Below are 23,706 nucleotides of genomic sequence, written 5' to 3'. Positions count from 1 at the left end.
GGGAGGCGGCCTGCACCGCTCGGGGCATCCGCGGGCAGGCAGCCACGCCAGGCCTCGCCGGGCGTCGGCGATGCCGCGGCGCCCACTGCGGCGAAGTCCGTTCTCCCGAAGATGTCAGGACCACCGTTGCCGACGGCACGCCCGGAGTTGGTCACTGACGGGTCGATGTCGAGTGGTCGGGACACATCGACTGCCGGCCGGGCGCCGGTCTCAGTGTGAGGACCATCGTCATGCCGCCGCCCGGGGTGTCCTCGGCCGTGAGGGTCCCGCCCATGGCCTCGGTGAATCCGCGGGCCACCGCGAGGCCGAGGCCGACCCCGGCGCCGCGCGGGGCGTCCCCGTACTGCTGGAAGGGCGCGAAGATCCGGTCCTTGGCCTCGTCCGGGACGCCTGGTCCCTGATCCGCCACCCTCATCTCCACCCGGTCCGCGAGGGCACTGGCCGACACCAGTACCCGCTCCCCGGCCGGGCTGTACTTGACCGCGTTCTCGACGATGTTGGCCACCACGCGCTCCAGCAGCCCCGGGTCCACGGCGACCATCGGCAGGTCCTCCGGGATGTCGAGTACGACGCTGTGCTCGGGTAGGCCGCCGAGCGCCGTCGGAATCACCTCGTCCAGGTCCAGCTCGCGGATGACGGGCGTGACCGTGCCGGTCTGGAGCCGGGAGATGTCGAGCAGGTTGCCCACCAGGTGGTCGAGGCGGTCGGCGCCGTGCTCGATTCCCGCCAGCAGCTCCGCCTCGTCCCCCTCGGACCAGTCCACGTCGTCGGAGCGAAGGGACGTCACGGACGCCTTGATGCTCGCGAGCGGTGTCCGCAGGTCATGGCTGACGGCGGCCAGTAACGCCGTGCGGATACGGTCCCCTTCGGTGTACCGGCGTGCCTGTTCGGCCTCGCCGAGCAGGCGTTGACGGTCCAGTACGACCGCCGCCTGGGCGGCGAAGGCGGCGAGCACCCGGCGGTCCTCGGTCGGCAGCGCCCGCCCGGTGAGCGCGAGCGTCATGTCGTCGCCGACCGGCATGTCGATGTCGGCGTCCTCGGGATGCCCGGCCGGCTCCGGGCCCGCGCTTCCCGTGCGGGTCCAGGGTCCCGTGTCGCCCGTCCGTTCCAGGAGCGCCACGGACCGCATGACGAAGGTCTCGCGGAGCCGTTCGAGAAGGGCGTCCAGGGCCGTCTCACCGCGCAGCACGCTGCCCGCGAGGAAGGAGAGGATCTCGGACTCCGCCCGCAGACGCGCCGCCTGCTGGGTGCGGCGGGCCGCCAGGTCCACCACCGAGGCCACCGCGACCGCCACCAGCACGAAGACCGAGATGGCGACGACATTTCTCGGATCGGCGATCGTGAGGCGGTGGACCGGCGGGGTGAAGAACCAGTTGATGACGACCGAACTCAGGGCCGCCGAGGCAAGCGCCGGGAGGAATCCGCCGAGCAGGGCCGCGGCGACCGTCAGCGACAGATAGAGGAGCATGTCGTTGGCGAGACCGAGGTCCGTGTCGATGTGCGTCAGCAGCAGCGACAGCAGGAGCGGGCCGGCCAGCCCGGTCAGCCAGCCCCACGCCGTCCGGGCCCTGCCGAGCCGTGCTCCGCGTGCCACCGGCAGTCCCCGCCTTTTCACCGCCTCCTCGTGGGTGACCATGTGGACGTCCAGGTCCGGTCCGGAGTCGCGGATGGTGATCGCCCCGACGCCCGGGCCGAAGATGTACCGCCAGGCACGGCGGCGGCTCGAACCGAGCACGATCTGAGTGGCGTTGACGCCACGGGCGAACCCCAGCAGCGACGCCGGGACGTCCTCGCCGACGACATGGTGGAAGGTGCCGCCCAGGTCCTCCACCAGGGTGCGCTGAGTGACCAGTTCCCTGGGCGAGGCGGAGCTCAGGCCGTCACTTCTCGCCACGTACACCGCCAGTACCTCGCCGCCGGCGCCCTTCTCGGCCAGCCGGACTGCGCGGCGAATGAGCGTACGGCCCTCGGGACCGCCGGTCAGGCCGACGACGATGCGCTCGCGCGAGCCCCAGATCGTGGAGACCCGGTGCTCGCTCCGGTACTCCTGAAGGTACTCGTCGACCCGGTCGGCGACCCAGAGCAGCGCCAGCGCGCGCAGGGCGGTCAGATTGCCCGGGCGGAAGTAGTGCGAGAGCGCCGCGTCGACCTTGTCGGGCTTGTGGATGTTGCCATGGGCCATCCGGCGCCGCAGGGCCTGGGGCGACATGTCGATCAGCTCGATCTCGTCGGCGCGCCTGACCACCTCGTCGGGCACGGTCTCGCGCTGCCGTGTCCCGGTGATCGACTCGACGATGTCCCCGAGCGACTCCAGGTGCTGGATGTTGAGGTTCGAGATGACATCTATGCCCGCGTCGAGCAGTTCTTCGACGTCCTGCCAGCGCTTGGTGTTGCGTAAGCCCGGTACGTTGGTATGGGCGAGGTCGTCGACGAGGGCGACGGCCGGGCGGCGCTCCAGGACCGCGTCCACGTCCAGTTCGGTGAAGACCGTGCCCCGGTATTCGGTCTCGCGGCGCCGGATCTGTTCCAGCCCGTGCAGCATCGCTTCCGTACGCGGCCGGCCGTGATGCTCGACGAACGCGGCGACGCAGTCGGTGCCCCGCTCGATACGCCGGTGCGCCTCGGACAGCATCGCGTACGTCTTGCCGACACCCGGCGCGGCGCCGAGATAGACACGGAGTTTGCCTCGGGCCATGATTCCGATCCCTGTGATTTCGGGCTGGGGACATGGAAGAACTGGTGCGGCCGGCCGGCGAGAAGCCGAGTGCGCGGGGCGGCGATCCCCGGACGCTCCGCGACGGATTGCCGGACGGACGTCCTGAGGAAACCTCCTCGTACCGGATTCCCGCCTCTCGTTGACGGCGCTCTTACGCCCGTCGCCGCGTGCTTGACGTTTTCCTTACGCAGTCGGCGCCACGCGGCTCGAAGAGGTGGTGGCGGTCGCGTAAAGGGTCCATATGCGTCCCATCAGGAACGACCGGCACCACATCAGTGGTCCGTCAACGTGCGCTTTGTCGCCTGTCCGCGTCCTTAGCATCCTGGCATGCGACGACGCGTCATCCGCCCCCTGCGTGAACAGCACACCACGCGTGAACAACACACCGTCGGCCGCACCGCAGGCGGGGGACGTGTCGCGTACGACATCGGCTGGGCGGGGAACGCGCGGGCCGCCGTCGGCTGTGCCCTGCTGCTTCTCGCTCTGCTGCTGGCGGTGGACAGCGTTGCGGGCACCATCAACGGGCCGCGCGGCACCCTGTGGACAGCACTTGCCGTTCTGCTGTTCGTTGTGTTGTGGCCGGCGAAGGCGACCGCGGGACCGGGCTGGCTGTCCTCGCGCGGCCTGCTCGCCGAGCGACGGGTGCGGACAGACCGTCTCGCCTCGGTCCACTGGTCCGACGGTGTCTCACAGCGGCTTGTGCTACGGGACGAGGACGGCGGGCGGGTCGAGATCGACCCGCGGATCCTCGTCGCCAACCCCGCGCTGTGGCGCGTGCTGGACACGGACGCGCGCGCCTCGACGGCGGCAGGCACACTCTCGTACGGGGTGACGGCGCTGCGGCAACTGTCCGACCGCGTCGATCGCGAGACGGCCCGTACGGTCTTCAAGGTCTCCGGCGTCGAGTAGTCCCCGCCTCCGCCGGAAACAGTGTGTCTGCCCCGCACCGGCTCAGTTCGTGGACGTTCCTTCCGCGAGTGCGCTGAGGGACAGTGCGGGAAGGAAGTTGAGGAGCGCCAGGATGACGGCCGCCGCGGTGGTCAGGACGATGAAGTTGGCACCTTGCGGGCGCAGTGTGCCGACGGTCACAACACCCGGCCGCTGTCCGGCCAGTCGGCCCGCCAGCGCCAGGACACACGCCATCGGCAGATAGCGGCCGAGCAGCATCGCCACCACCATCAGCAGATTGTGGAAGTCGGTGGCGCCGTTGAAGCCGGCCATCGCGCTGCCGTTGCTGTTGGTGTTGCTGGTGTACGCGTAGATCAGTTCGGTCAGGCCGTGGGCTCCCGGGTTGCCCATGGACGTCTTTCCGTGCCCCAGTGAGAGCGCGAGGCCCGTGCACGCCAGGATCACGGTGGGCGGGACGAGGGCGTACATCACGACGTACCGCATTTCGCCGAAACCGAGGCGCTTGCGCAGGTATTCGGGGGTGCGGCCGACCATGAGCCCGCCGATGAAGACGGCCACCAGGACCACGACGATCAGTCCGTACAGACCGCTGCCGGTGCCGCCGGGGGCGATCTCGCCGAGCATCATCGCGGCGAGGAGCACACCGCCGCCGAGGCTGGAGAAGCTGTCGTACGAGGCGTTGGCCGCGCCGTCCGCGGAACCCGTGGCCGCGACACCGAAGAGGGTGGAGCCGGGGATTCCGAACCGGGTCTCGGTGCCTTCGTACGGCCCCCCGACCGCCTCGGTCACCGTGCCGGTGTGGGCGCCCTGCGCGAGAGTGCCCGCGGCGAGCAGCAGGCCGAAGAGCATGGCGACCACGGAGAGCAGTGTCCAGCTCTGCTTCAGGCTGCCGGTCATCCTGCCGTACATACGGACGCAGGCCGTCGGGATCAGCAGCATCAGCACGATCTCCACCGCGTTGGTCCATGCGGACGGGTTCTCGAAGGGGTGCGCGCTGTTGGCGTTGAAGACACCGCCGCCGTCCCCGGACATGAGCTTCAGTGCCTCCCAGGAGGCAGCGGGCCCGCCGGGCAGGGTCTGCTGTCCGGCTACGGCCTACGCGCCGCCCGCGCCCTGGGGTGGCTGCTGGCCGCCGTCACTCTGACCGTGCTGGCGATGATGTTGTGGGGACGGCCCCGGCAGGACACACCCTCCCGTAGTACCGGCACACTCACCCGCGGGCACAACACCCTCACCACCGACAGCCCTGACCCCGCCAACCCCACCGACAGCCTGACCGAACGGCTGACCAGTCAACGGTTCGTGAAAGCAGTCGGCCGATGACGGTGGGCAGCTCCGGTGCGATGTCCATCAGCAACGCGTGGCGCGCGAATCGAGGCGGGACACCGATCGCCTTCAGGCGCCGGCCGAGGGGTGCGGGTGGTGTCGGCCTGCTCGACCCGCAAGTCCAACGCGCCGGCGCGACGGGCGAGGGTCGCGTCGGGGTCGCGGCCGGGGTCGGGCGCGAAGCCGCCCCAACTCCCCACGAGGTGGGGGTCGGTGTGCTCGTCGCGCTTTCCGGGCCCGTAAACCCCTTGAATCCGTTCGGCCGAACAGGGGCCTGGCTGGAGGTTGAATCCCGTATAGATCCCTCGGCATCAACAGCGCACCGGCCGAGAGCCCCGAGCCGTCGCCAGGGCGGGGTTTCGGAGCAGGCAGACCGCGATGCTTGTGACGCCGCTCCGCCGCAGGGCTGAGGACAAAGTGACAGGCGTCAACCTCTGCTTCGTGCCCGTCAGTCCGGAGTTCGCGGAGAACCTCGGCAGACGAGACGGGTGCCCCTGGGTGTGGTTCCGTACGCCGAGTAACAACATGATCAAGAGGTGGTTCGCTTTGTCCGCCGCTGGGACTCCGTGCACCCTTAGTGAAGTTTATTTGATCTTCACTTCCCAAGCGGCGCGTGGCATCGTCGCGGAGTAAGCGGCAGTGCCGACTCGTGGGGGGCGAGCGTGCCGACACGTGCCGTGTCGGGGAGCCCTGCTGTCATGCCCATGATTTGGCGTTGTCGAACAATCGAGAGATTGCAAGGCAGACCATGTCATTGTTCAGAGGCGTCGGCAGACGCCAGCGTCGCCTCCGGTCCACACTGACCGGGGCCATCGGCGCCACGGCGCTCGCGACCGCCTCCGCCGTCCTGCTGGGACTGATCCAGGCCCCTTCGGCCGCAGCCGACCCGGTGCCCGAGGAAGATACCGGTTACGTCCGCAACAGCATCGGCGAGAAGCGGCGTCTCGACCGCTGTCTGACAGGGGTCGCGCTGCACGTCGGCGGGCCTCAGATGAAGGCCAAGGCCATCGAGGGCCTGACGGGCACCGACCAGCAGCTCCGCGAGGTCGTCGGGAATATCGGCTGGATCGGCTTCGGCCCCCTCGGCCTGGCCGGCGACGCCGATGAGGAGGCAGGTGGCGTCTACGCCGACGCGGCCAGGGCCCGCACGAACGCCCTCGACGCCGCCAACAAGCCCTACCGCGACTCGGCCTGGCAAAGCGACGACATGGAGTGGCACGCGCCGGTGTTCGGCGAGGATGTCACCCACTTCACTCTCGTCACCCAGAAGGAACTCGCCTGGCACCTCGGCTGGGACGGACACAGCAACGCCAGCCCCGAAGCCGTCGCCCGCGCCAAGGCGATCACCGAGGAGAAGCGCGGTGGCGACGACTGGCACGACGTGGCCGCGGCAAGCATGCTGGCGGACGGCGAGGTGGGCAACACCCGGTACTCGCGCGGTACGACCTCCAGTGACATCGCGTCCTACCTGCGGCGCGGCGGCTTCGCGGCCGAAACGCCCGCCAAGGACTCCGCCGAGTACCGCGTCGAGGTCGAGGACCTGAAGCAGGCCTGGGCCGCGTGTGACTCCCAGAACCCGGTCGACCCGCGGCGCAAGCTCAACGAGCCGGTCATGGCGGCGATGGTCGAATGGGAGCTGGAGTACGCAGGACAGGCGGCCCAGCGGGCCACGATCATCCAGGCGGAGGCCGACGCCTACGCCGGGACACGGGCCGCCGCCGACAACATGGTCGAGGCCATCGGCCAGGCCTGGCTCGCCGAACAGATCCTGACCTGGCAGAAGTTCTGGCGGGACGAGCTCGCGCAGAACCCGGACACCATCTTCGACAAGCCCGACCAGGCGATGTACGACCGGGCCGCGGCCGACCTCGCCCGCTACCGCTCCCGCGTGGCGGCCTTGGTCACCTCGGCCAAGGGGTACGCTGCCTCAGCCGCCGCCGCGGCCCAGAAGGCCGCGACTGCCCAGCAGGAAGCTTGGGCCGTCGCCGACACCACCCATGTGCCGCGCGGCCGCGGTCTGATGTACGCCCAGCAGTCGGTCCAGGTCGCCCGCGCCTCCAGCGCCGCCGCGGCGGCCGCCGCGAAGGCGACCGAGACCGCGCTCTCCGCCGCCAACGCGACGATCGCCGACGCGGACACGCTGCTCGCCAAGGCGCAGACCGATTCGCACGCGATCAACACCGAGTTCCGTCGCGTCGCCGCCGAGGAGGCAGCCTCCCAGGCGAAGGCCGCCGCCGACAGCGCCGAGGCCAACGCCACGGCCGCCGCGTCGAGCGCCAACGCCGCCAAAACGGCCCGTACTACGGCCGAGCAGAAGCGCGACAAGGCCGAGACCGCCGCCGCCACCGCCGCCACCGAGCGCGTCAAGGCACAGACAGAACAGGCCACCGCCGTCGCCTCCCGCGCCAAGGCTGCCGCCGAGCGCACCAAGGCACAGGAAGCCGAGCAGCGGGCTGGCATCCAGAAGACCGCCGCCCAGAGCGCCGACACGGCCGCCGGTACGGCGACCAGCGACGCCACGGCGAAGCGCACCCTCGCGGACGCGAAAGCGAAGGCCGCCCAGACAGCGCGCGAACAGGCCACAGCCGCGCTCCGGTCGAAGCAGGCCACCGCCGCCCGCGCCGCCGCCCTCGAAGCCGCGGTCGCCGCCGCCGAGGGCACGGCCGCCGCCGCCGAGGCCAAGGCCGCCGCGACGGCAGCCCGTACGGCCGCGACTCAGGCCGCCACGGCCGCCACCGCGGCGCAGACCGCGGCGGACCAGGCCACAGCCGCCGCCGTCACCGCTCGCACCGCCGCCACCATCGCGGAGGGCGCCGCCGAGCGCGCCCAGGCCAACGCGAGCAACGCGTGGTCGGCGTACTACAGCTCCGTCGGCGCGGCCTCCGCCGCGCGCGCCGCCGCGGCCACCGCCCTGGACGCGTCGCAGGACGCCGCGACCCGTGCGGACAACGCCGCCACGGCGTCGGAGAACGCCACCGGCCTCGCCAAAAAGGCGGAGCAGGAGGCCGCCGCCGCCGAGACCGGCGCTGCCGAGGCGGTGACGTCGGCCGCGACCGCGGTCGGCCGCGCCTACGCCGCCGGTCAGGCCGCACTCGCCGCACGCGACAGCGCCAAGGAGGCGGTCGCCGCCGCAGGCGAGGCCATCGTCGTCGGCACTCCGTACCAGGAGAAAGACAGCGCCGCCGCTTTCGCCGTGCTGGTCGGCCAGTCGTCGAAGACGATCGCCGAACAGCAGGCCGCCGCCGCCGAGGCCAAGGCCGTCGAGGCGGCAGCCGCCGCCGAGTCCGCGCAGCAGGCCGCCGCCCAGGCCCAGGGCGACGCGAAGCTCGCTGCCGAGGCAGCCGCCCGCGCCGCTGCGGATTCGGTCCGCGCCGTCGAGGCGGTGACCCGGGCCCAGGCGTCCGCGGCCGAGGCCTCCAACGCCCGGAAGGCCGCCAAGACGGCCTCCGACACCGCTGCGGGCTATGCAACGCAGGCCGGCAACGACGCCGTCAGCGCCCGCCTCACCGCGGACGAGGCGAGCAACGCCGCCACCGAGGCCGACCGCGAGGCCACCGACGCCGAGCGGCACGCCGCCGAGGCGAACGAGAAGAGCGGACGGGCCGCCGAGGCCGCCCAGGGCGCGCAGGACAAGGCGTCCCAGGCGGAGCAAGACGCCAAGGATGCCGAGACAAAGGCGTCCGACGCGGCGGGGGACAGCACCGCCGCCGAAGAGGCTGCGGAGAAGGCCGAACAGGAGCAGCGCGACGAGAACGAGGCCGCGCGCAAGGACGCGCTCGCCGAGGGCACCACGCCCATCAAGGGCGGCGCCTCCAACTGGCCCGTGCTCGGGCAGCGCGAGGAGCAGATCCTGCTCGACGCGTGCGGCCAGACCTGCGTCGACGACTACAGGGAGGGCCTCGCGGCTGTTTCCGTGAACATCGTCGAGTGGGCCGGCGCCAACGGCGGACAGATCCTCTTCGAGCAGCTCGACACCGCCAAGCTCAAGGAGTGCCTGGCCGGGAGCGACATCGAGGACTGCCTGTGGGCGCTCGTCGACATCCCCTCGTCCGCCGTGATCGTAGGCCGGATCCCCGCGCTCGCCCAGGCGATCGAGCAGGTCTCCACCGGCATCCGCAAGATCTTCGACGACGCCGACAACGCCGTGCGGCGCCTCAACGACCTGACAGCCGTCATCCAAGACGTCCGCAGCACCCCGCGCCGCGACCGGTGCCTCGCGGGAGTCGCCGTGCACGCGGGCGGCGCCAAGACGAAGGCCGTCGCCATCCAGGGCCTGTCCGGCAGCGACGACGATCTGCGCGCCGTTGTCGGCGACATCGGCTGGATCGGCTTCATGCCCCTCGGGCAGGCCAGCGACCAGGACCGGCAGGCCGGTTACGCGTACCTCGACACGTTCGCGGCCCGCAAGGCCCTCCTGGAGGACGCCAACCGGCCGTACGCGATGAGCTCGTTCGACGACGGGATCACGCTGCACGCACCGGAGTTCGGCTCCGACATCAACGCCTACACGTTCGCCACGCAGGCCAGGATGGCCGACCGCATCGGCTGGGACGCGCACACCAACGCGAGCCCCGAGGCGATCGCCAAGGCCCGCCAGATCACCGAGCAGAACCGCGGCGAGGACAGCTGGCACGACTTCGCGGCCGACATCATGCTGCGGGACTCCAACGTAGCCAACACACGCTACGCCGGCGGCACTACGTCCGCCGACATCGCCAGGTACCTGCGCTACGGCGGTTTCCCCGCGCAGAAGCTCGTCGAGGGCACGCCCGAGTTCCGCGTCGAGGTCGAGAACCTCAAGCAGCAGTGGGCCTCGTGCAACCACACGGACCCGGTCGACCCGCGCAATGCTCTCAGCGAGGCCGTCTCCCAGGCCTCGGCCGAGTGGGAGGCGGAGTACGCCGGCCAGGCCGCCCCGCGCACGCTCATCCTGCAAGCGGAGGCGGACGCTGCCGCAGCGACCCGCAAGGCCACCGACAACATGGTCGAGGCCATCGGCCAGGCCTGGCTCGCCGACCAGATCCTGCGCTGGCAGAAGTACTGGCACGACGAACTGGAGCAGGACCCGGACCACATCTTCAAGCCCAAGCAGGCCCTCTTCGACAAGGCGAAGACAGACCTCGCGAAGGCCCGGGGCAAGGTCCAGGCACTGGTCGCCGCCGCCGATGAGCAGTCCGGCCTGGCCAACGCCGCCGCCCAGCGCGCGGTTGCGGCCCAGCAGCAGGCCTGGACCATCGCGGACGCCGCCGAGGTGCCGCGTGGCCGGGGCCTGATGTACGCCCAGCAGTCGGTGCAGGTCGCCCGTGCCTCCGCCGCGGCGGCCACGGCGGCCGCGAAGGCGACGGGGACATCCCTGAACGCGGCAAACGCCACGGTCTCGACGTCCGAGGCGCTGCTCGCGCTGGCGCAGACCGAGGCGCACGCGGTGAACACCGAATTCCGCCGCATCGCCGCACAGGAGGCCGCCGCCCAGGCGAAGGCCGCCGCCGACAGCGCCGACGCCTACGCGGCCTCGGCCGCGGCGAACGCCGCGACGGCCAAGACGGCCAAGGAGACGGCCGCCGCCGAGGAGGAGCAGGCTCGCCAGGCCGCCGCAGCCGCACAGCGGACGCGGGCCGTGGCCGAGCTGGAGCGCGCCAACGCGGCGGCCTACCGGGCCACAGCGGAGAGCGAGCGGGACAAGGCCGCCTCCCACGAGGCGGACGCGGTCGCACAGGGCCGTATCGCCAGTGACGCCCGTGCCTCGGCAGAGGCGTCGGGAGCCACGGCATCGGCCCGCAGGGCCGACGCCGAGCAGGCAGAACGCGATGCTGTCGCCGCCCGCGACAAGGCCCTTGAGGCCGAGCAGCGGCGGGACTCGCTGGAGGCCAAGGCGGACGCGGCAGAGGCGCACGCCGCCGCCGTGGACGGCACGGACGCCGCCGAGGCGGCCCGGTCCGCCGCGACGGACGCCCGGAGCACCGCCGACACGGCGACGACGGCGGCCACCAACGCCCGCGCGGCGGCGAACGCGGCCACGGCCGCGGCCACCAACGCGCGTGAGGCGGCCACCAAGGCGCAGGGTGCGGCGTCCCGCGCGAAGGCGGCGGCCGACGCCACCTGGGCGTCCTACCTGGTGGCGGCCGGTTCCGCGGCGGCGGCGCACGCCGCGGCGGCCGAGGCCATCGACGCCGCCCAGGCGGCGGCGGCCGACGCCAACGGTGCCAAGGAGCAGTCTGAGAAGGCGTCCGCCGCGGCCAAGACGGCCAAGGAGGAGGCGGCCAGCGCCCGCAGTGAGGCGCTGCAGACCGCGGCCTGGGCGGCGACCACCGCCGGCAAGGCACTCGCGGCCGTACAGTCGTCGCTCGCGGCGCGTGACTCCGCGAACGCGGTGATCGGGTCGGCAAACGAAGCGATCTCGCTCGGCGGTCCGTTCCAGGAGGCCGACAGCTCGGCGGCGTTCGCGGTGCTGACGGGGCAGCAGTCCCTGACGATCTCGCAGCAGCAGGCAGCGGCGGCGGCCGCCACGGCCAGCCAGGCGGAGGGCTTCTCCGCCGAGGCGAAGGCCCTGGCCGAACAGGCCGCGGCGGACATGAAGCACGCGGCGCAGGCGTCCGCGGCAGCGGCGTCCGACGCGGCCCGTGCCGCCAAGGCGTACCAGCGGGCCCAGGCCTCGGCCACCCAGGCCGCGGGGGACGCTCAGGCCGCCCGGGCCTCGGCGACGCGAGCCGACGGCTATGCCAAGTCGGCGGGCGACGACGCGATGTCGGCCTGGTGGGCGGCGAACGACGCCCAGCAGGACGCGTCCGCGGCGGACAACGCAGCCACGGAGGCAGAGAGGGACGCCGCTTCGGCCCGTGCCACGGCCGCCAAGGCCGAGGAGGACGCAGCCTCCGCTCGTGCCACCGCCACCCAGGCGGAGGCCGACGCGACGGCGGCGGAGACCGCCGCCGCCGGAGCGCGGGAAGCGGCGGAGGAGGCCCAGGCCGCCGCGGACCGTACGGAGACGGCGGGCAACAACCAGCAGATCTCGGAGGGTGTCACCACCGGACTCGGCGGGGTGTGGGCGGTCCTCGACCACATCGAGTACATCGGTGAGCCGAAGAACGTCGTCAAGGACAACTGCAACCCGATCATCCATGTCGGCGACTGCACGATCACGGCGGACATCACGTACAGGTCCCACGCCGACCTCTTCATGTGTCTGTCGCCGGAGCTCGTCGCCACCGGCGGGTGCCCGAAGGCGGACACGGTCTACCTCGGTCCGGACGTGACGGACGCGAAGACCGAGCGCATCTCGTACACGCTGACGATGGTCGAGTTCAACTCGGGCATCGATCCGATCGACGTCCTGCTCGGCGACTTCATCGGGTGCGCCAAACTGATCACGCCGGGCGTCTCGGGCGGCAGCTGGGGCGACTGCGCCTGGGCCGCTTCCTGGTTCGTCGCCGGCGCGCTCTTCAAGTCGGCGAAGGCCGCGGTGACGGCGATGGACGCCGCCGTCAAGACCGGCATCGGCTTCACCGACGCGTGGCTGGCGCTGCGGTCCCTCGGTCTGACCGAGACCGCCGTGCAGGGCATGGTCAGCCGTATCGTCCGGAAGCTCAACGACGGCTGCAAGGCAGTCGACACGGCGACCTTCAAAACCGCGTCGTTCGGCGTCGCGGCCGCCGGTACCAACACCGGCCCCGGCTGCTGGGTGGGTGGCATCAACGGACCGGGATTCTGGTCCGCGGAGAACGAGGGCATGGACGCCGCGGCCGCTGCCTACCAGCAGCGGGTCACAGGAGGCGTGCCGGAAGGCTTCGTCTACAAACTGAAGATGAAGTACCCGGTGGCCGGACGGAAGGGCGAATATGTCAAGGTCGACGGCTACCAGAACGGTAAGCTGATCGACGCGAAGTTCTGGAGCGACAGCGGAGTCATCGATCCCGCCACCGGCAAGTTCAAGTTCTTCGTCACGGCCCCGGTGACCGAGGCCAAGGCCCAGGTCGCGGGAGCCAAGGCCGCGAACGGAGACACGTTCACGCCCATCGTGTACTACGTGAGCTCTCCCGAGGCGGCAACCGCATTCCGGCACATGGTCGCGGACACTCCTGAACTCGTGGGAAAGATCGACGTCATATACATGCCGTAGCATCGTCGGAGGGGCCTTCCTCGGGAAATCCGCTTTCTCGGGAAGGCCTCACCCCGATCGTTTCAGAAAGGCTTCGGTGAGGATCCAACAATGAGTCGCATGCTGTTCGTGCTCCGCTATCGGAACGGTGAACCCGAGCCCCTCGGCATGGAGCTCGTACGGGAAGTCCTGGGGCCCTACATCGTCGAAGCCGACGAGGACCTCATGAACGGCGTGCTGATGCGGACCGCCGACGGCTACGAGGTCAACGTGGACGTCAACGAGGTCTCCGTCGGCGTCAACCGCTTCCCGCCCGGCCAGTTCTTCGACGTCCTGGCCGAGTTGGTGGACCGGCTCGGGGCGAGCGTGCTCCCGATGGACCGGCCGGTGATCCTCCGTGAGGAGGGGGACCGGGCCCACCTGCCCGAGACGGCACAGGAAAGCGCCGTCGTCGTCCAGATGACGGGGCCGGCCCTGGAGGGCTTCATCAGCGGCTCCTGACCGGGTCGCGACGAGAAGGGGGCCTCCCCGTGCCGGAGGCCCCCTTCTCATGCGTGCTGGGCGGCGTCAGTCCGCCGTGCCCGCGATCCGCTCCAGCTGGGCCTTGATGACCGGCTCCGGGATCGTGGCCTTCTTCGCGTCCAGCATGTTCACGCCGTAGAAGGCGGCGATGACCCCGCCTTCACGGACCACCGTGTACGTCATGGGCACCTTCTGCTCGCCGATGTCGCCGGTGATCCGGTAGCCCACCGCCTCGTCGCCCAGCTTCGGCGCGGGAAGGCTCTCGACCTTGCCGTACGTCAGGCCCAGGGTCTTGAAACCCTTGGGACATTCGGCGACGGCCGTGCGGAGCTCCTTCATCACCCGGAGGGCGTTCTCCTCCGAGTGCGAGGCGAGCCACATGGACCCGACGGTCGCGTTGGTCGCCTCGCCCGGCTGCAGGGAGCGGTGCACAGTGCTCACTGCCGGGATGTGCGTGAAGCCGCCGATCAGGCTGGCGAGGGGCTGACACGCCTTCTTGTCGGCCTCCATGCCGCGGCCGGCCTCGACCTCCGCCTTGGCGATCCTCTTGGCGTCGAATCCCGCGGCCCTTCCGGTGAGGGCGACCTTTTCAAGACTCTTTCCGTCGAGCGCCCCCAAGCGTTTCGCCTTGGCGGCCTCTTCCTCCTCGGCGCTCTTCGCGCTCGTGCTCGCCTTCGGCTTCCTACCGTCGGATTCCGTCGATTCGCCGCTGCATGCGGATATCGCGAGGAGGGCCGGCAATACGGCGACAATCGGGAGGGCCCTGCGCAGTTTCATGGTCTTTCCTGGCATCTCTCGCTGGCGAAGAACAAGCAGAATGATCTTACCGGCGGTAGAGAGAAATTCTCATTACGTTTTGACGTCGACTCAGCCCGTGCCGGACATTTCCGCCAGTTTCACGAGCTCCCTCCGCACGCCGCCCCGCGCCCTCTCCTCCCAGGCCGTCCCGGCTCCGGCTCGGAAACAGCGTCGCTGTGAGGTTCACTTTCGGTGAACTCTCGTGTCCCGCCGGGCAGTTCGGCCTGCGGTGGGATCACCCGGTGCCGGGTCCGCGCGCGTGCACAACCTTCCGGGCGTCCCTCTTGTCTGACGCGGATGAAGTGATCAATCGGTTTCATCGAGCGTGAGGAAACAACAGCATGCGCAGACGCGCCACCGCCGCCATCAGCGCCGTCCTTGCCGTAACCGCTCTCGCCGCACCGGCCGTCGGGGCCGCCCAGGACGACTCGGGCACGAAGTTCTGGAACATCGATGTCAACCACAACCGCGACTACACCGTCGGCGTCGAGGCGGCACTGAAGAGGACCTTCACGGTCGGCGCGACGGTCACCGACCCGTCCGGCGTCCGGAGCGTGTCGTACGAGCTGCGGAACGTGGACGCCGGGGCGAAGGTCCAGGGTCTCATGGCCGGGTCCGGCCACTGCGTACGGCTCAACGACACCACCTCCTTCTGCAAGGCGCTCGTGACCGCCGATCCGAGCGTCAACCTCCGCAGCAACGCCCTCGCCGGTGTCTGGGTCATCACCCCCGTGGCCGTCGACGGCGACGGCAACGTCACCCGTGGGAACGGCGCCTACCTGGCGCGTATCAAGCGCAACACCTACATGTCCCAGACCATCGCCACACCGCAACAGGTCCAGAAGGGCAAGAACCTGACGGTCAAGGCCCAGATGACCGTCGCAAGCTGGGAGAACCGCAAGAACGTGCCCCTCATCGGGCACCAGGTCGTGCTCCAGTACCGCAAGGGCACGAGCGGCCCCTTCGTCACACTGAAGAAGATCAACACCGACCGCAACGGCTGGGTCTCGGCCACCGTGAAGGCGACGGCGGACGGCACGTACCGCTACAACTTCGCGGGCACGAGCCTCACCGTGGCCACGGTCGGCTCGGCCGACTTCGTCGATGTCAAGTGAGCCCGGACCGGTGAAGTGACTGTCCGCCGCGACCGTCACCGCGGCGGACGGTCATCGGGCCGCCGGGCCCCCGGCCCGGCCGTCGTTGAGACACCACGGACCACGCCACCACCCGGACGGCGTTCCGACCAGTGCCGTGGCTCCTACCGGCCGGGGACGCCGGGCATGCCGGGAAAGGCACGCGCTTCGGCTTCCGTCACCGGCTCTCCGGTCCGTACGCCGTGCAGCACATGGGCCAGGACCTCCGCCCCGCGCACCACGCGGGGGCCGGGACGGTTGAAGTAGGCCGGGCCGTCCAGGACATGGACGCGCCCGGCCCGCACCGCGGGAAGCTCCGCCCAGCCGGGCAGGCGGGTGAGCGACTCCGTCTCGCGAAGGGTCCGCTCGGGCGGGAAGCCACAGGGCAGGACCAGCATCACGTCCGGCCGGGCCGCGCGGACCGTTTCCCAGGTCATCGGCTTGGTGTGCTCACCGGGCGAGGCGAGGAGCGGTTCGCCGCCGGCAGTGGCGATCTGTTCGGGCACCCAGTGTCCGGCGGGCCACAACGGGTCGAGCCATTCGACGGCCACGACCCGCGGCCGGACCCGGCCCGCCACCGAATCGCGGACCTGGCCGAGACGGGCCCGCAGTTCGGCGCATCGCCGCTCGGCACGCTCCCGTACGCCGAGCAGCTCGCCGACCGTGACCAGGCAGTCCAGTACGTCGTCGAGCGTGCGCGGCTCCAGGCTCAGGACGCGCGTGTCCGCGTCGAGCAACCGTACGGCTCCGCTGACCTTCTCGTACGAGACCGCGCACACATCGCACAGGTCCTGGGTGAGCACCACGTCGGGCCGCAAGGCCGCCAGAGCATCCGTGTCGAGGGTGTACAGCGACGACCCCGAGTGTGCCGATCCGCCGACCGCATCCGAGATCTCCCGGCTGCTGAGGATGTCCTGGTCGAGATCGGCACCGGTCACCACAGGCACGGACGCCACCTCCCGCGGTGGCCAGTCGCATTCGTGCGTGCGGCCGACCAGGTCTGCGGACAGTCCGAGTTCGGCGACGATATCCGTCGCGGCGGGGAGCAGGGAGACGATGCGCATGCGGCGACTCTAGGGTGTGTCTGCCCCATACCGTCCGGCTCGCGACGTGGCACATACGCTCGCCGCGTCGTCGGAATCGGCCGAAGACGCCCATGGAAAGCGTCTGGTCCTCCGCCTCGGAGGCGGACGATGCCATGTGCCGGGCGGTCCTGGGGCCCGCGGCGGAGCGGGCCCCAGGACCGGCACCGGCGTCAGGCGCCCCAGCGCAGGGCGATCGTGTCGCCGACGCCTATGGTCTGGGCGCGGGCGGCGGTCGCGAAGGCGGAGCCGTCGACGCTGGCCTTCCAGGTGTTGGAGCCGCTGTTGGCCTTGCCGTTGAGGGCGGTGACGGTCCCCGTTCCGGAGGACGGCGTCACGCTCGTGACGCAGCCCGAGGGGGTGGCGGCGCTGGTGGCCGCGTCGAGCACCGCGCCGAGCGTGGTCGTGGAGCCGGTCGGGGTGAGGGCGACGGCGCACACCTTGAGGTTGCCGGCCCCGTCGTCCACGGTCAGCGCCAGTTTCGTCGCCGTACCGGAGGTGAGGGACGACTGGCTCACCCACTGCGGGGCGCCCGGGGTGACGGGGACGGGCGGGGCCGCGGTGAAGCCTCCGCCGGCGACCGCGCGCAGGCCGTCGATCGAGGCGTACGCCGAGGGGACGGTGTCGCTGGGCAGGTACTTGAAGCCGCCGCCCGGGCTGAACTGCTGCGCGATCAGGAAGTCGACGGGCGTCTTGCCCATGGAGGTCAGGAAGTCGCCGGTCTGCGGGTTGATGCCGCACGCGTTCAGACCGGACACGGCCCAGCCGTTGGAGTCGGTGTTGACGCCGAACATGGCGTTGAACGCGCCGCTGTTCGCGACAAGTTTGCTCTTGAGGAACGCCTTGGCCTGGACGATGTCGGTGTCCGTGTTCGGTACGCCGGAGACGCACAGCGCCGCCATCGCCGCGCCGGTCATGTCGATGTCACTGGTCGCCCCGAGCTGGCCCGGGTTGCCCTCGGCCTTGCTGAAGTTCCAGCCGCCGTCGTTGTGCTGGTTGGCCCGGATACGGGTGACCATCGCGTCCCGCAGCGACTGGGGGATACGGACCTGGCCGGACTGGGTCCTGGCGCCGTTCAGGGCGAGCGCGGCGAAGACGGTGCCGTTGAAGTTAGCCGACGGGCCGAAGTAACCGGGCTCGGTCGTCTGCCAGTAGCCGTAGATGTCCGCGATCAGATTGCGGGAGGCGGAGACGCGCGCGGGGTCGATGCCCGCCGCGTAGGCGTTGAGCGTGGCGCGTTCGTAGTCCGTGACGACGGGCGAGGTGGACGGCCAGCCGCTGGTGGCGAGCAGGGCGCGGTAGACCGTTCTCGCGTTCTTGCTGGCGTCGCCGCCGGGTGTGACGTCCACGGCGGCGGTGCCGGCCGACGCAAACGCGCTGAACGCCCACTCGTTGGACAGCCCCGTCCCGGCGTACGAACCGTCCGCCGCCTGGAGGGTCTTGAGATAGCCGACGCCGTTCGTCTTCGACGTGGCGATCTGTGCCGGGGTGGAGGTCGCCGCCGCGGGCAGCGTGGTCATCGTGAAGGCGCCGAGGGCGGCGGCCACGGTGAGGGCGGGACGGAGGGACAGCTTACGGTGCATGGCCTGCTCCTGAGGTGAGGGACGCCGGCCCGGCCCCTGCGCGGCCCTCGCGGTGAGCGGTGGGAGCGGCGGGCGGCCGCCGTCCGAGACGCGTGGACCGGCTTCCAAGGGTGTTGCACCGCTTGGGCATTCGGGCTCGGGGCGGCTTCCGCCGTCCCACACCGCTGCGCGTCAGCCCCGGACTCCCACCGGGTTCCCCCACTCGGCAGTCCGGGACGGTACCCGAGGGTGCGGCCGGCCCGCCAGGGTCCGCGTCGGACGCCGGCGGAGCCCGCCCCGTGCCCCTTCTTGACGCTCTCCGAGGGGCCGTGTTCCAATCCGGCTGATACGCAAGAGTTCCAGGGGAAGCCGGTCCGACTCCGGCGCTGACCCGCAACCGTAGGCCCGGCACCGCCGGGCGAGCCGGAATGCCTGGAGCGTGTTCACCAGCAACAGACGCCGTCGCGGACTACGGCGTGGTGCGACCGGCTTCCGTACGCAGGGCCCTTCCGCTCGCGACGGGGGCCCGCTGCCACGTGCCCGTCCGCGCCGGTCAGGCGACGAGGGAGCCGCTGTGGGGATGCATGGGCTGATGGAAGGGCGAACGGGGGCGAGACCCGGGCGCCTGGTGGCGCTCGCGTCGGTACTGCTCGCCCTGTTCCTGGCATGCGTGACGTTCCTCACGACAACTTCCGCCGCCGCGGACCCGATCGGTGACTGCACCGCGACCGAGGGGGCCGTCGTCGCGGTCGACTTCGGACCGTTCGGCGGCGAGGTCGTACGGGGCTGCGACGCCACCCCGACGACGGGTTACGACCTGCTCCACGACGCCGGCTTCAGCACCGCGGGCACCGAGCACGACGGCCCCGCCTTCATCTGCCGCATCGGCCACGGCTCCGTCAACTCCGGTACGCAGTACCCGACGCCCGACCGGGACGCCTGCGTCCTCACCCCGCCCGCCACCGCCTACTGGTCCTACTGGGTCGCGTCACCCGGCCAGGACGACTGGACGTACAGCCAGTACGGCGCCATGGACCGCAGGCTTGAGGACGGCGACGTGGACGCCTGGGTCTACGGCGGCACGGACGTCGGCGGCACCACCGGCAAGCCCGGCTTCAGCCCCGACGACGTACGCGCGGGCGGCGGTGGCGGCACCCCCGACCCGGGCGGTACGCCCACCGGCGCGCCGGGTGATGTCGACGTGGCCGCCGCCGCGGCCTGGCTCAAGGGCCGTCTCACCGACGGCGAACGGATCGTCGACGACGGCAGCGACACCCCCGACTACCTCCTGACCACCGAGGCGGCCTACGCCCTCGCCGCCGCTGACGGCAAGAGCGCCGCCCTCGACAAGGTCACCGCCTTCCTGACCGCCCATACCGACGGCTACGCCTACCCGAACGGCACCGACCAGGCCCCCGACGCCACCGACGCCGCCCGCCTCGCCCTCCTCGCCGAGATCACCGGCGCCGATCCGCACGCCGTCGGCGGCCACGACCTCGTCGGCGACCTGGCGGGGAACGTGTGCGCGGCCGGCCCCGAGTCGGGCGAGCCCACCCCCGGCTGCACCGCCAAGGGCGACTTCCGCAACGCGACGTACACCGACGGCCAGGCCCTGTCCGTACTGGCCCTGCTCCGCGCCGGGACCACGCCCCCGGCCGCCGCGGTGGACCGGCTCACCCAGGTCCAGTGCGCGAACGGCGGGATCACCAGCATCCTGATCCGGCCCGGCGAGTACTGCGACGGCGACCCGGCCACCACCGGACTCGCCGCCCTGGTGCTGCACAAGGCGGGCGGCCATGACGACGCGGTGGCCAAGGCCCGTACGTACCTCGGCGAGACACAGCGCGCGGACGGCGCCTTCCCCGGCTACACCGGCGCCCCCAGCGGAAGCGTGTACGCCACCGCGTATGCCGCGCAGGCGCTGCGCGCCCTCGGCGACACCGGCCGCGCCGACGCGGCCGTCGCCTGGCTGTCGCGGCAGCAACTCGACGGCGGCGGCTTCGGCTTCGAGGAAGGCGCCACCGACCCGGCCGTCCACCCGACACCGGCCGCCGTCCTCGCGGGCGTCGGCACCAGCCTGGTCACGCTGACGACCGACACGACCGGACCCACCGAGCCGCCGGCCACGCCCACCGGCGGACCGAGCACCCCGGCCCCGGGCGACGGCCCCGATCTGCGGAAGGGCGTCGCGTATCTGACCAGCGCCGCCAACCTCAAGCAGGGTCAGTACTACACCGCCGGCCCCGGCACGTCCCGCGCCGACTTCGGTCTCACCATCGACGGCGCCTACGCGCTCGCCGCCACCGGCCTGGACAACGCCAGACTGCGCGGCATCGTCGACTTCCTCGACCACAGCGGCAAGGACGGCGAGGGCCGTACGGTCAACGACTGGACGGGTATCGGCACCGAGTACGCGGCAGGCGGCTCCCTCGGCAAGACGGCGCTGCTGGCCGAGGCGGTCGGCCGCGACCCGCGCGACTTCGCCGGTCACGATCTCGTCGAGGCGCTCGGCAAGGCCGTATGCACGGAACCGAGCACCGCACCGGACCGCTCGTGTGCCGCCAAGGGCGCCTACACCTATGCCCCGTCCGTGTTCGCCCAGTCCCTGGCGGTCATGGCGCAGTTGCGCGCGGACGAGAAGGCCGCGGCCGAGCAGCCGATCGCGTACCTGGAGAGCCTCCAGGGCGACAACGGCGCCTGGCCGAGCCTGATCCCGTCCACCGGCGACTCCGACGTGGACTCCACCGCCATCGCCGCGATGGCTCTCGACCTGGCGGGCGGTGAGAAGGCGGACGCGGCCGTGGACAAGGCCCTGAAGTGGATCGCCTCGAAGCAACTGCCCGACGGCGGCTTCCCGGGAGCGGCCGGAAACTCCGTCAACTCGGCGGCCCTGGCCGTGCAGGGCCTGTCGCTGGACGCGGAGACGTACGGTGACGAGCTGGGCAAGGCCCGGAAGTTCCTCGCCTCGCAGCAGAACGCGGACGGCGGGTTCAATGTGGCCAAGGAGGGACAGCGGGGCTCCGACCTGCGCGCCTCCACCCAAGCCGTGGGCGGCGCGACCGGCGTCTCCTTCGGAGAGCTGGAGCGCGACCTCGCCAGCACCTCGCCGCAGCCCACGCCGAGCCCCAGCAGCAGCGCCCCGGACATCGTCACGCCGGGCGACACCGGCGGCAGCGACGGTGGATCCGCCACCGGTGCCCAAGGCGGTGGCGGTGGCGCCCTGGCCTCCACCGGCGTACAGATCGGGGCCCTCGCGGCATTCGCCCTGGTGCTGGCTCTCGCGGGCTGGCGCACGGTGGTCGTCGCCCGCAGGCGCACGGAGAACGGAGGTGTCCGGTGATTGCCTCGCGTGTCGGGCGCCCGGTGGCGAGCGCGGCGGCAGCGCTCGGACTCACCGCCGTCGCCCTCGGCGCGACAGCCGCCCCCGCCGCGGCCGACCCCCAGCCGATGGGCCGCTGCACCACGACCTCCGGGGCGGTGCTGGCCGTCGACCTCAGCGACTGGGGCGGGCCGATCCTCCGCTCCTGCGGCACCACGCCCACCACCGGGTACGAGCTGCTCAACCAGGGCGGCTGGCGTACCACCGGCACCGGGCACGACGGGCCGGCATTCATCTGCCGCATCGGCTACAGCGGCTACAAGAACGGCAAGCAGTACCCCACTCCGGCGGAGGACGACTGCGTCCTCACACCACCCGCCTCCGCGTACTGGTCCTACTGGCACGCCGACCCGGGCGAGAGCGACTGGAGCTACAGCCAGCTCGGCGCCATGCTCTACAAGCCGAAGCCCGGCAGCGTGGACCTGTGGATCTTCGGTGGCACGAACATCGAGGGCACCGAGGGACGGCCTCAGGTCACGCCCGACCAGTTGCGCGCCCACAACACCCGTCCCACGGGCGACTCGGGCAAACCCGCCTCCACCGCCAAGGCCCCGGCACCGCCCCCGGACGTCGGCACCGGCCCGGCACCGGAGCGGCCGGTCACCGAGGAGCCCCGGACTTCGGCCCCACGTACGTCCACCCCTCCCCCGCCGAAGAAACCGGCGCCAGGGAAGCCGCCGGGGCCCGCCAAGAGCGCGAGCCCGTCGCCCTCGCCCACGCCAAGCCCGTCCGCGAGTACCTCCGAAAGCCCGTCGGCCGTCGCCGCGCCGAGCCCCGGCACCCGGGTGGTCGACGCCGCCCCCGCCGCCGAGGCCGGGCACGACCCCGGCTCGACGGTGCCCGTCATCACCGGTGCCTCGCTCGTCGTACTGATCGGCGGCGCGGCCGTGTTCGTGGCGCGCCGACGCCGCCGTATCGGATGACCGTGGCCGGTACGACCACGGAGGCGGCGTCCTCCGCCCCCTCCGGCCCGTCGCCGGACCGGGGCGGCCGTCGGCTGTCGCGCATGCTGCACCCGGTGGCCTGGTGGGTGTGGGCGCTCTCCCTGGCCACCGCCGTGAGCCGCACCAACAACCCGCTGCTGCTGTTCCTGGTCCTGGCCGTCCTCGGCTATGTCGTCACGGCGCGGCGCACCGAGGCTCCCTGGGCGCGCGGCTTCAAGTACTACCTCTACCTGGCCCTCACGGTCGTCGCGATCCGTGTCGTCTTCCGTGCCGTGTTCGCCACCGGCATCACCCCGCACGACCACTTCCTGTTCTCGCTCCCGCGCATCCCCACACCCGACTGGTACGCGGGCATCAAGATCGGCGGGCCGGTGTCGCTGGAGGCGCTGCTGTCGGCGGCGACCGACGGGCTGCGCCTGGCCTGCATGCTCTGCTGCATCGGCGCCGCCAACACCCTCGCCAACCCCAAGCGTGCGCTGCGCGTGCTGCCCGGAGCCCTGTACGAACTCGGCGTCGCGGTCACCGTGGCGATCAGCGTGGCGCCGCAGCTCGTGCAGAGCGTCCAACGCGTCGCCCGCGCACGGAAGTTGCGGGCGGGCCGCACCCAGGGGATGAAGGCGCTGCGCGGTATCGCCGTCCCCGTGCTGGAGGACGCTCTCGAACGCTCGCTGCGTCTGGCCGCCGCCATGGACTCCCGCGGCTACGGCCGGGCGGGCACCGCCACCCGCCGCTCCCGCCGGGCCACCGGTGCGCTGATGCTGCTCGGAATGTGCGGGCTGTGCGCCGGCGCCTACGGGCTGCTCGACGCCACGGCGCCCGCCTTCCTGGGACTGCCCGCGATGGCGGCGGGAGCCGTGCTGTGTGTGGCGGGTCTGCGGCTGGGCGGGCGGCGTGTCACCCGTACCACCTACCGGCCGGACCCCTGGCGGCCGGCGGAGTGGGCGGTCGTCGGCAGCGGGGTGGTGTCCGCCGTCCTGCTCTTCACCAACCTCGGGTACGACCCGGCCCAGCTCAACCCCACTTTCTACCCGCTGACCTGGCCCGAGCTTCCGCTCGTACCGACCGCCGCGATCCTCCTCGCCGGAGCGGCCGGGCTCATCGCCCCTCCGCCCGCCCCGCACCGGCCCGTCCGGAAGGCCGAGTCAGCGTGATCACCTTCGACCAGGTCACCGTCCACTACGACGACGCGGCAGGACCCGCCCTGCGCGATGTCGACCTCACGGTGGAGGAAGGTGAACTC

Annotated in this window: 12 protein-coding genes, 1 pseudogene and 2 riboswitches; of the genes and pseudogenes, 7 read left to right on the top strand and 6 right to left on the bottom strand. The window is 71.6% G+C overall.

Translation table 11 applies throughout. The annotated features are described in order from the left end of the window. Positions 1-151: 151 nt before the first annotated feature. Positions 152-2,695: an ATP-binding protein gene (locus WH07_RS18415; protein ID WP_046501154.1), complete on the bottom strand. Its 2,544-nt coding sequence runs from the start codon at positions 2,693-2,695 to the stop codon at positions 152-154. A 348-nt stretch (positions 2,696-3,043) separates the two neighbouring features. Between WH07_RS18415 and WH07_RS18410 the strand changes: the two genes are divergently transcribed. Continuing rightward, positions 3,044-3,625, top strand: coding sequence for a hypothetical protein (locus WH07_RS18410; RefSeq protein WP_046501153.1), 582 nt, complete (start codon positions 3,044-3,046; stop codon positions 3,623-3,625). A gap of 42 nt (positions 3,626-3,667) precedes the next feature. On the opposite strand, the gene WH07_RS18405 is transcribed toward WH07_RS18410, so the two are convergent. Both WH07_RS18405 and WH07_RS42185 read right to left on the bottom strand, forming a co-directional pair. After that, positions 3,668-4,699, bottom strand: coding sequence for a potassium-transporting ATPase subunit KdpA (locus WH07_RS18405; RefSeq protein ID WP_079023337.1), 1,032 nt, complete (start codon positions 4,697-4,699; stop codon positions 3,668-3,670). A 302-nt stretch (positions 4,700-5,001) separates the two neighbouring features. Further along, a pseudogene (locus WH07_RS42185) lies at positions 5,002-5,205 on the bottom strand (hypothetical protein); the annotation flags it as partial. A gap of 494 nt (positions 5,206-5,699) precedes the next feature. Between WH07_RS42185 and WH07_RS18400 the strand changes: the two are divergent. Both WH07_RS18400 and WH07_RS18395 read left to right on the top strand, forming a co-directional pair. Next, positions 5,700-13,067: a hypothetical protein gene (locus WH07_RS18400; RefSeq protein ID WP_232788956.1), complete on the top strand. Its 7,368-nt coding sequence runs from the start codon at positions 5,700-5,702 to the stop codon at positions 13,065-13,067. Positions 13,068-13,157: 90 nt separating this feature from the next. After that, on the top strand, positions 13,158-13,547 hold the full coding sequence (locus WH07_RS18395; protein WP_046501152.1) for a hypothetical protein: 390 nt from the start codon (positions 13,158-13,160) through the stop codon (positions 13,545-13,547). Positions 13,548-13,613: 66 nt separating this feature from the next. Here the strand turns inward: WH07_RS18395 and WH07_RS18390 are convergent, their stop codons facing one another. Continuing rightward, the gene (locus WH07_RS18390) at positions 13,614-14,345 is read right to left on the bottom strand and encodes a hypothetical protein (RefSeq protein ID WP_046501151.1); all 732 of its coding nucleotides are present in this window, start codon (positions 14,343-14,345) and stop codon (positions 13,614-13,616) included. A gap of 362 nt (positions 14,346-14,707) precedes the next feature. Between WH07_RS18390 and WH07_RS36305 the strand changes: the two genes are divergently transcribed. After that, positions 14,708-15,481, top strand: coding sequence for a hypothetical protein (locus tag WH07_RS36305; protein ID WP_052744460.1), 774 nt, complete (start codon positions 14,708-14,710; stop codon positions 15,479-15,481). Positions 15,482-15,624: 143 nt separating this feature from the next. Here WH07_RS36305 and WH07_RS18380 read toward each other — a convergent pair whose 3' ends face one another. Together WH07_RS18380 and WH07_RS18375 are read right to left on the bottom strand one after the other, a co-directional pair. Then, positions 15,625-16,563: a cobalamin-binding protein gene (locus tag WH07_RS18380; RefSeq protein WP_046501149.1), complete on the bottom strand. Its 939-nt coding sequence runs from the start codon at positions 16,561-16,563 to the stop codon at positions 15,625-15,627. 191 nt (positions 16,564-16,754) lie between these two features. Beyond that, positions 16,755-18,164, bottom strand: coding sequence for a prenyltransferase/squalene oxidase repeat-containing protein (locus WH07_RS18375; RefSeq protein ID WP_046501148.1), 1,410 nt, complete (start codon positions 18,162-18,164; stop codon positions 16,755-16,757). Positions 18,165-18,289: 125 nt separating this feature from the next. After that, a riboswitch (cobalamin riboswitch) is annotated at positions 18,290-18,362 on the bottom strand. Positions 18,363-18,458: 96 nt separating this feature from the next. Further along, positions 18,459-18,597, top strand: a riboswitch (cobalamin riboswitch). A 126-nt stretch (positions 18,598-18,723) separates the two neighbouring features. On the opposite strand from WH07_RS18375, the gene WH07_RS18370 reads away from it, so the two are divergent. From WH07_RS18370 to WH07_RS18360, 3 genes are read left to right on the top strand one after another with little or no spacing between them, the layout of a single operon-like run. Next, positions 18,724-21,483: a prenyltransferase/squalene oxidase repeat-containing protein gene (locus WH07_RS18370; RefSeq protein ID WP_079023335.1), complete on the top strand. Its 2,760-nt coding sequence runs from the start codon at positions 18,724-18,726 to the stop codon at positions 21,481-21,483. After that, positions 21,480-22,445 carry a hypothetical protein gene (locus tag WH07_RS18365; RefSeq protein ID WP_106409612.1) on the top strand — a complete coding sequence of 322 codons (966 nt, stop codon included), beginning with the start codon at positions 21,480-21,482 and terminating at the stop codon, positions 22,443-22,445. Before WH07_RS18370 ends, WH07_RS18365 begins: the two co-directional genes overlap by 4 nt. Continuing rightward, positions 22,442-23,617 (top strand): energy-coupling factor transporter transmembrane component T, encoded by a 1,176-nt coding sequence (locus WH07_RS18360; RefSeq protein ID WP_046501147.1) that lies wholly within the window; start codon positions 22,442-22,444, stop codon positions 23,615-23,617. The genes WH07_RS18365 and WH07_RS18360 overlap by 4 nt, the downstream gene beginning before the upstream one ends. Positions 23,618-23,706: the final 89 nt, after the last annotated feature.

It is taken from the genome of Streptomyces odonnellii, from assembly GCF_000981895.1.
In the GTDB taxonomy this organism is placed as follows: Bacteria; Actinomycetota; Actinomycetes; order Streptomycetales; family Streptomycetaceae; genus Streptomyces; species Streptomyces odonnellii.
Note: the sequence above shows the minus strand (reverse complement) of the source record. Positions and strands in the feature narration are given on the sequence as shown.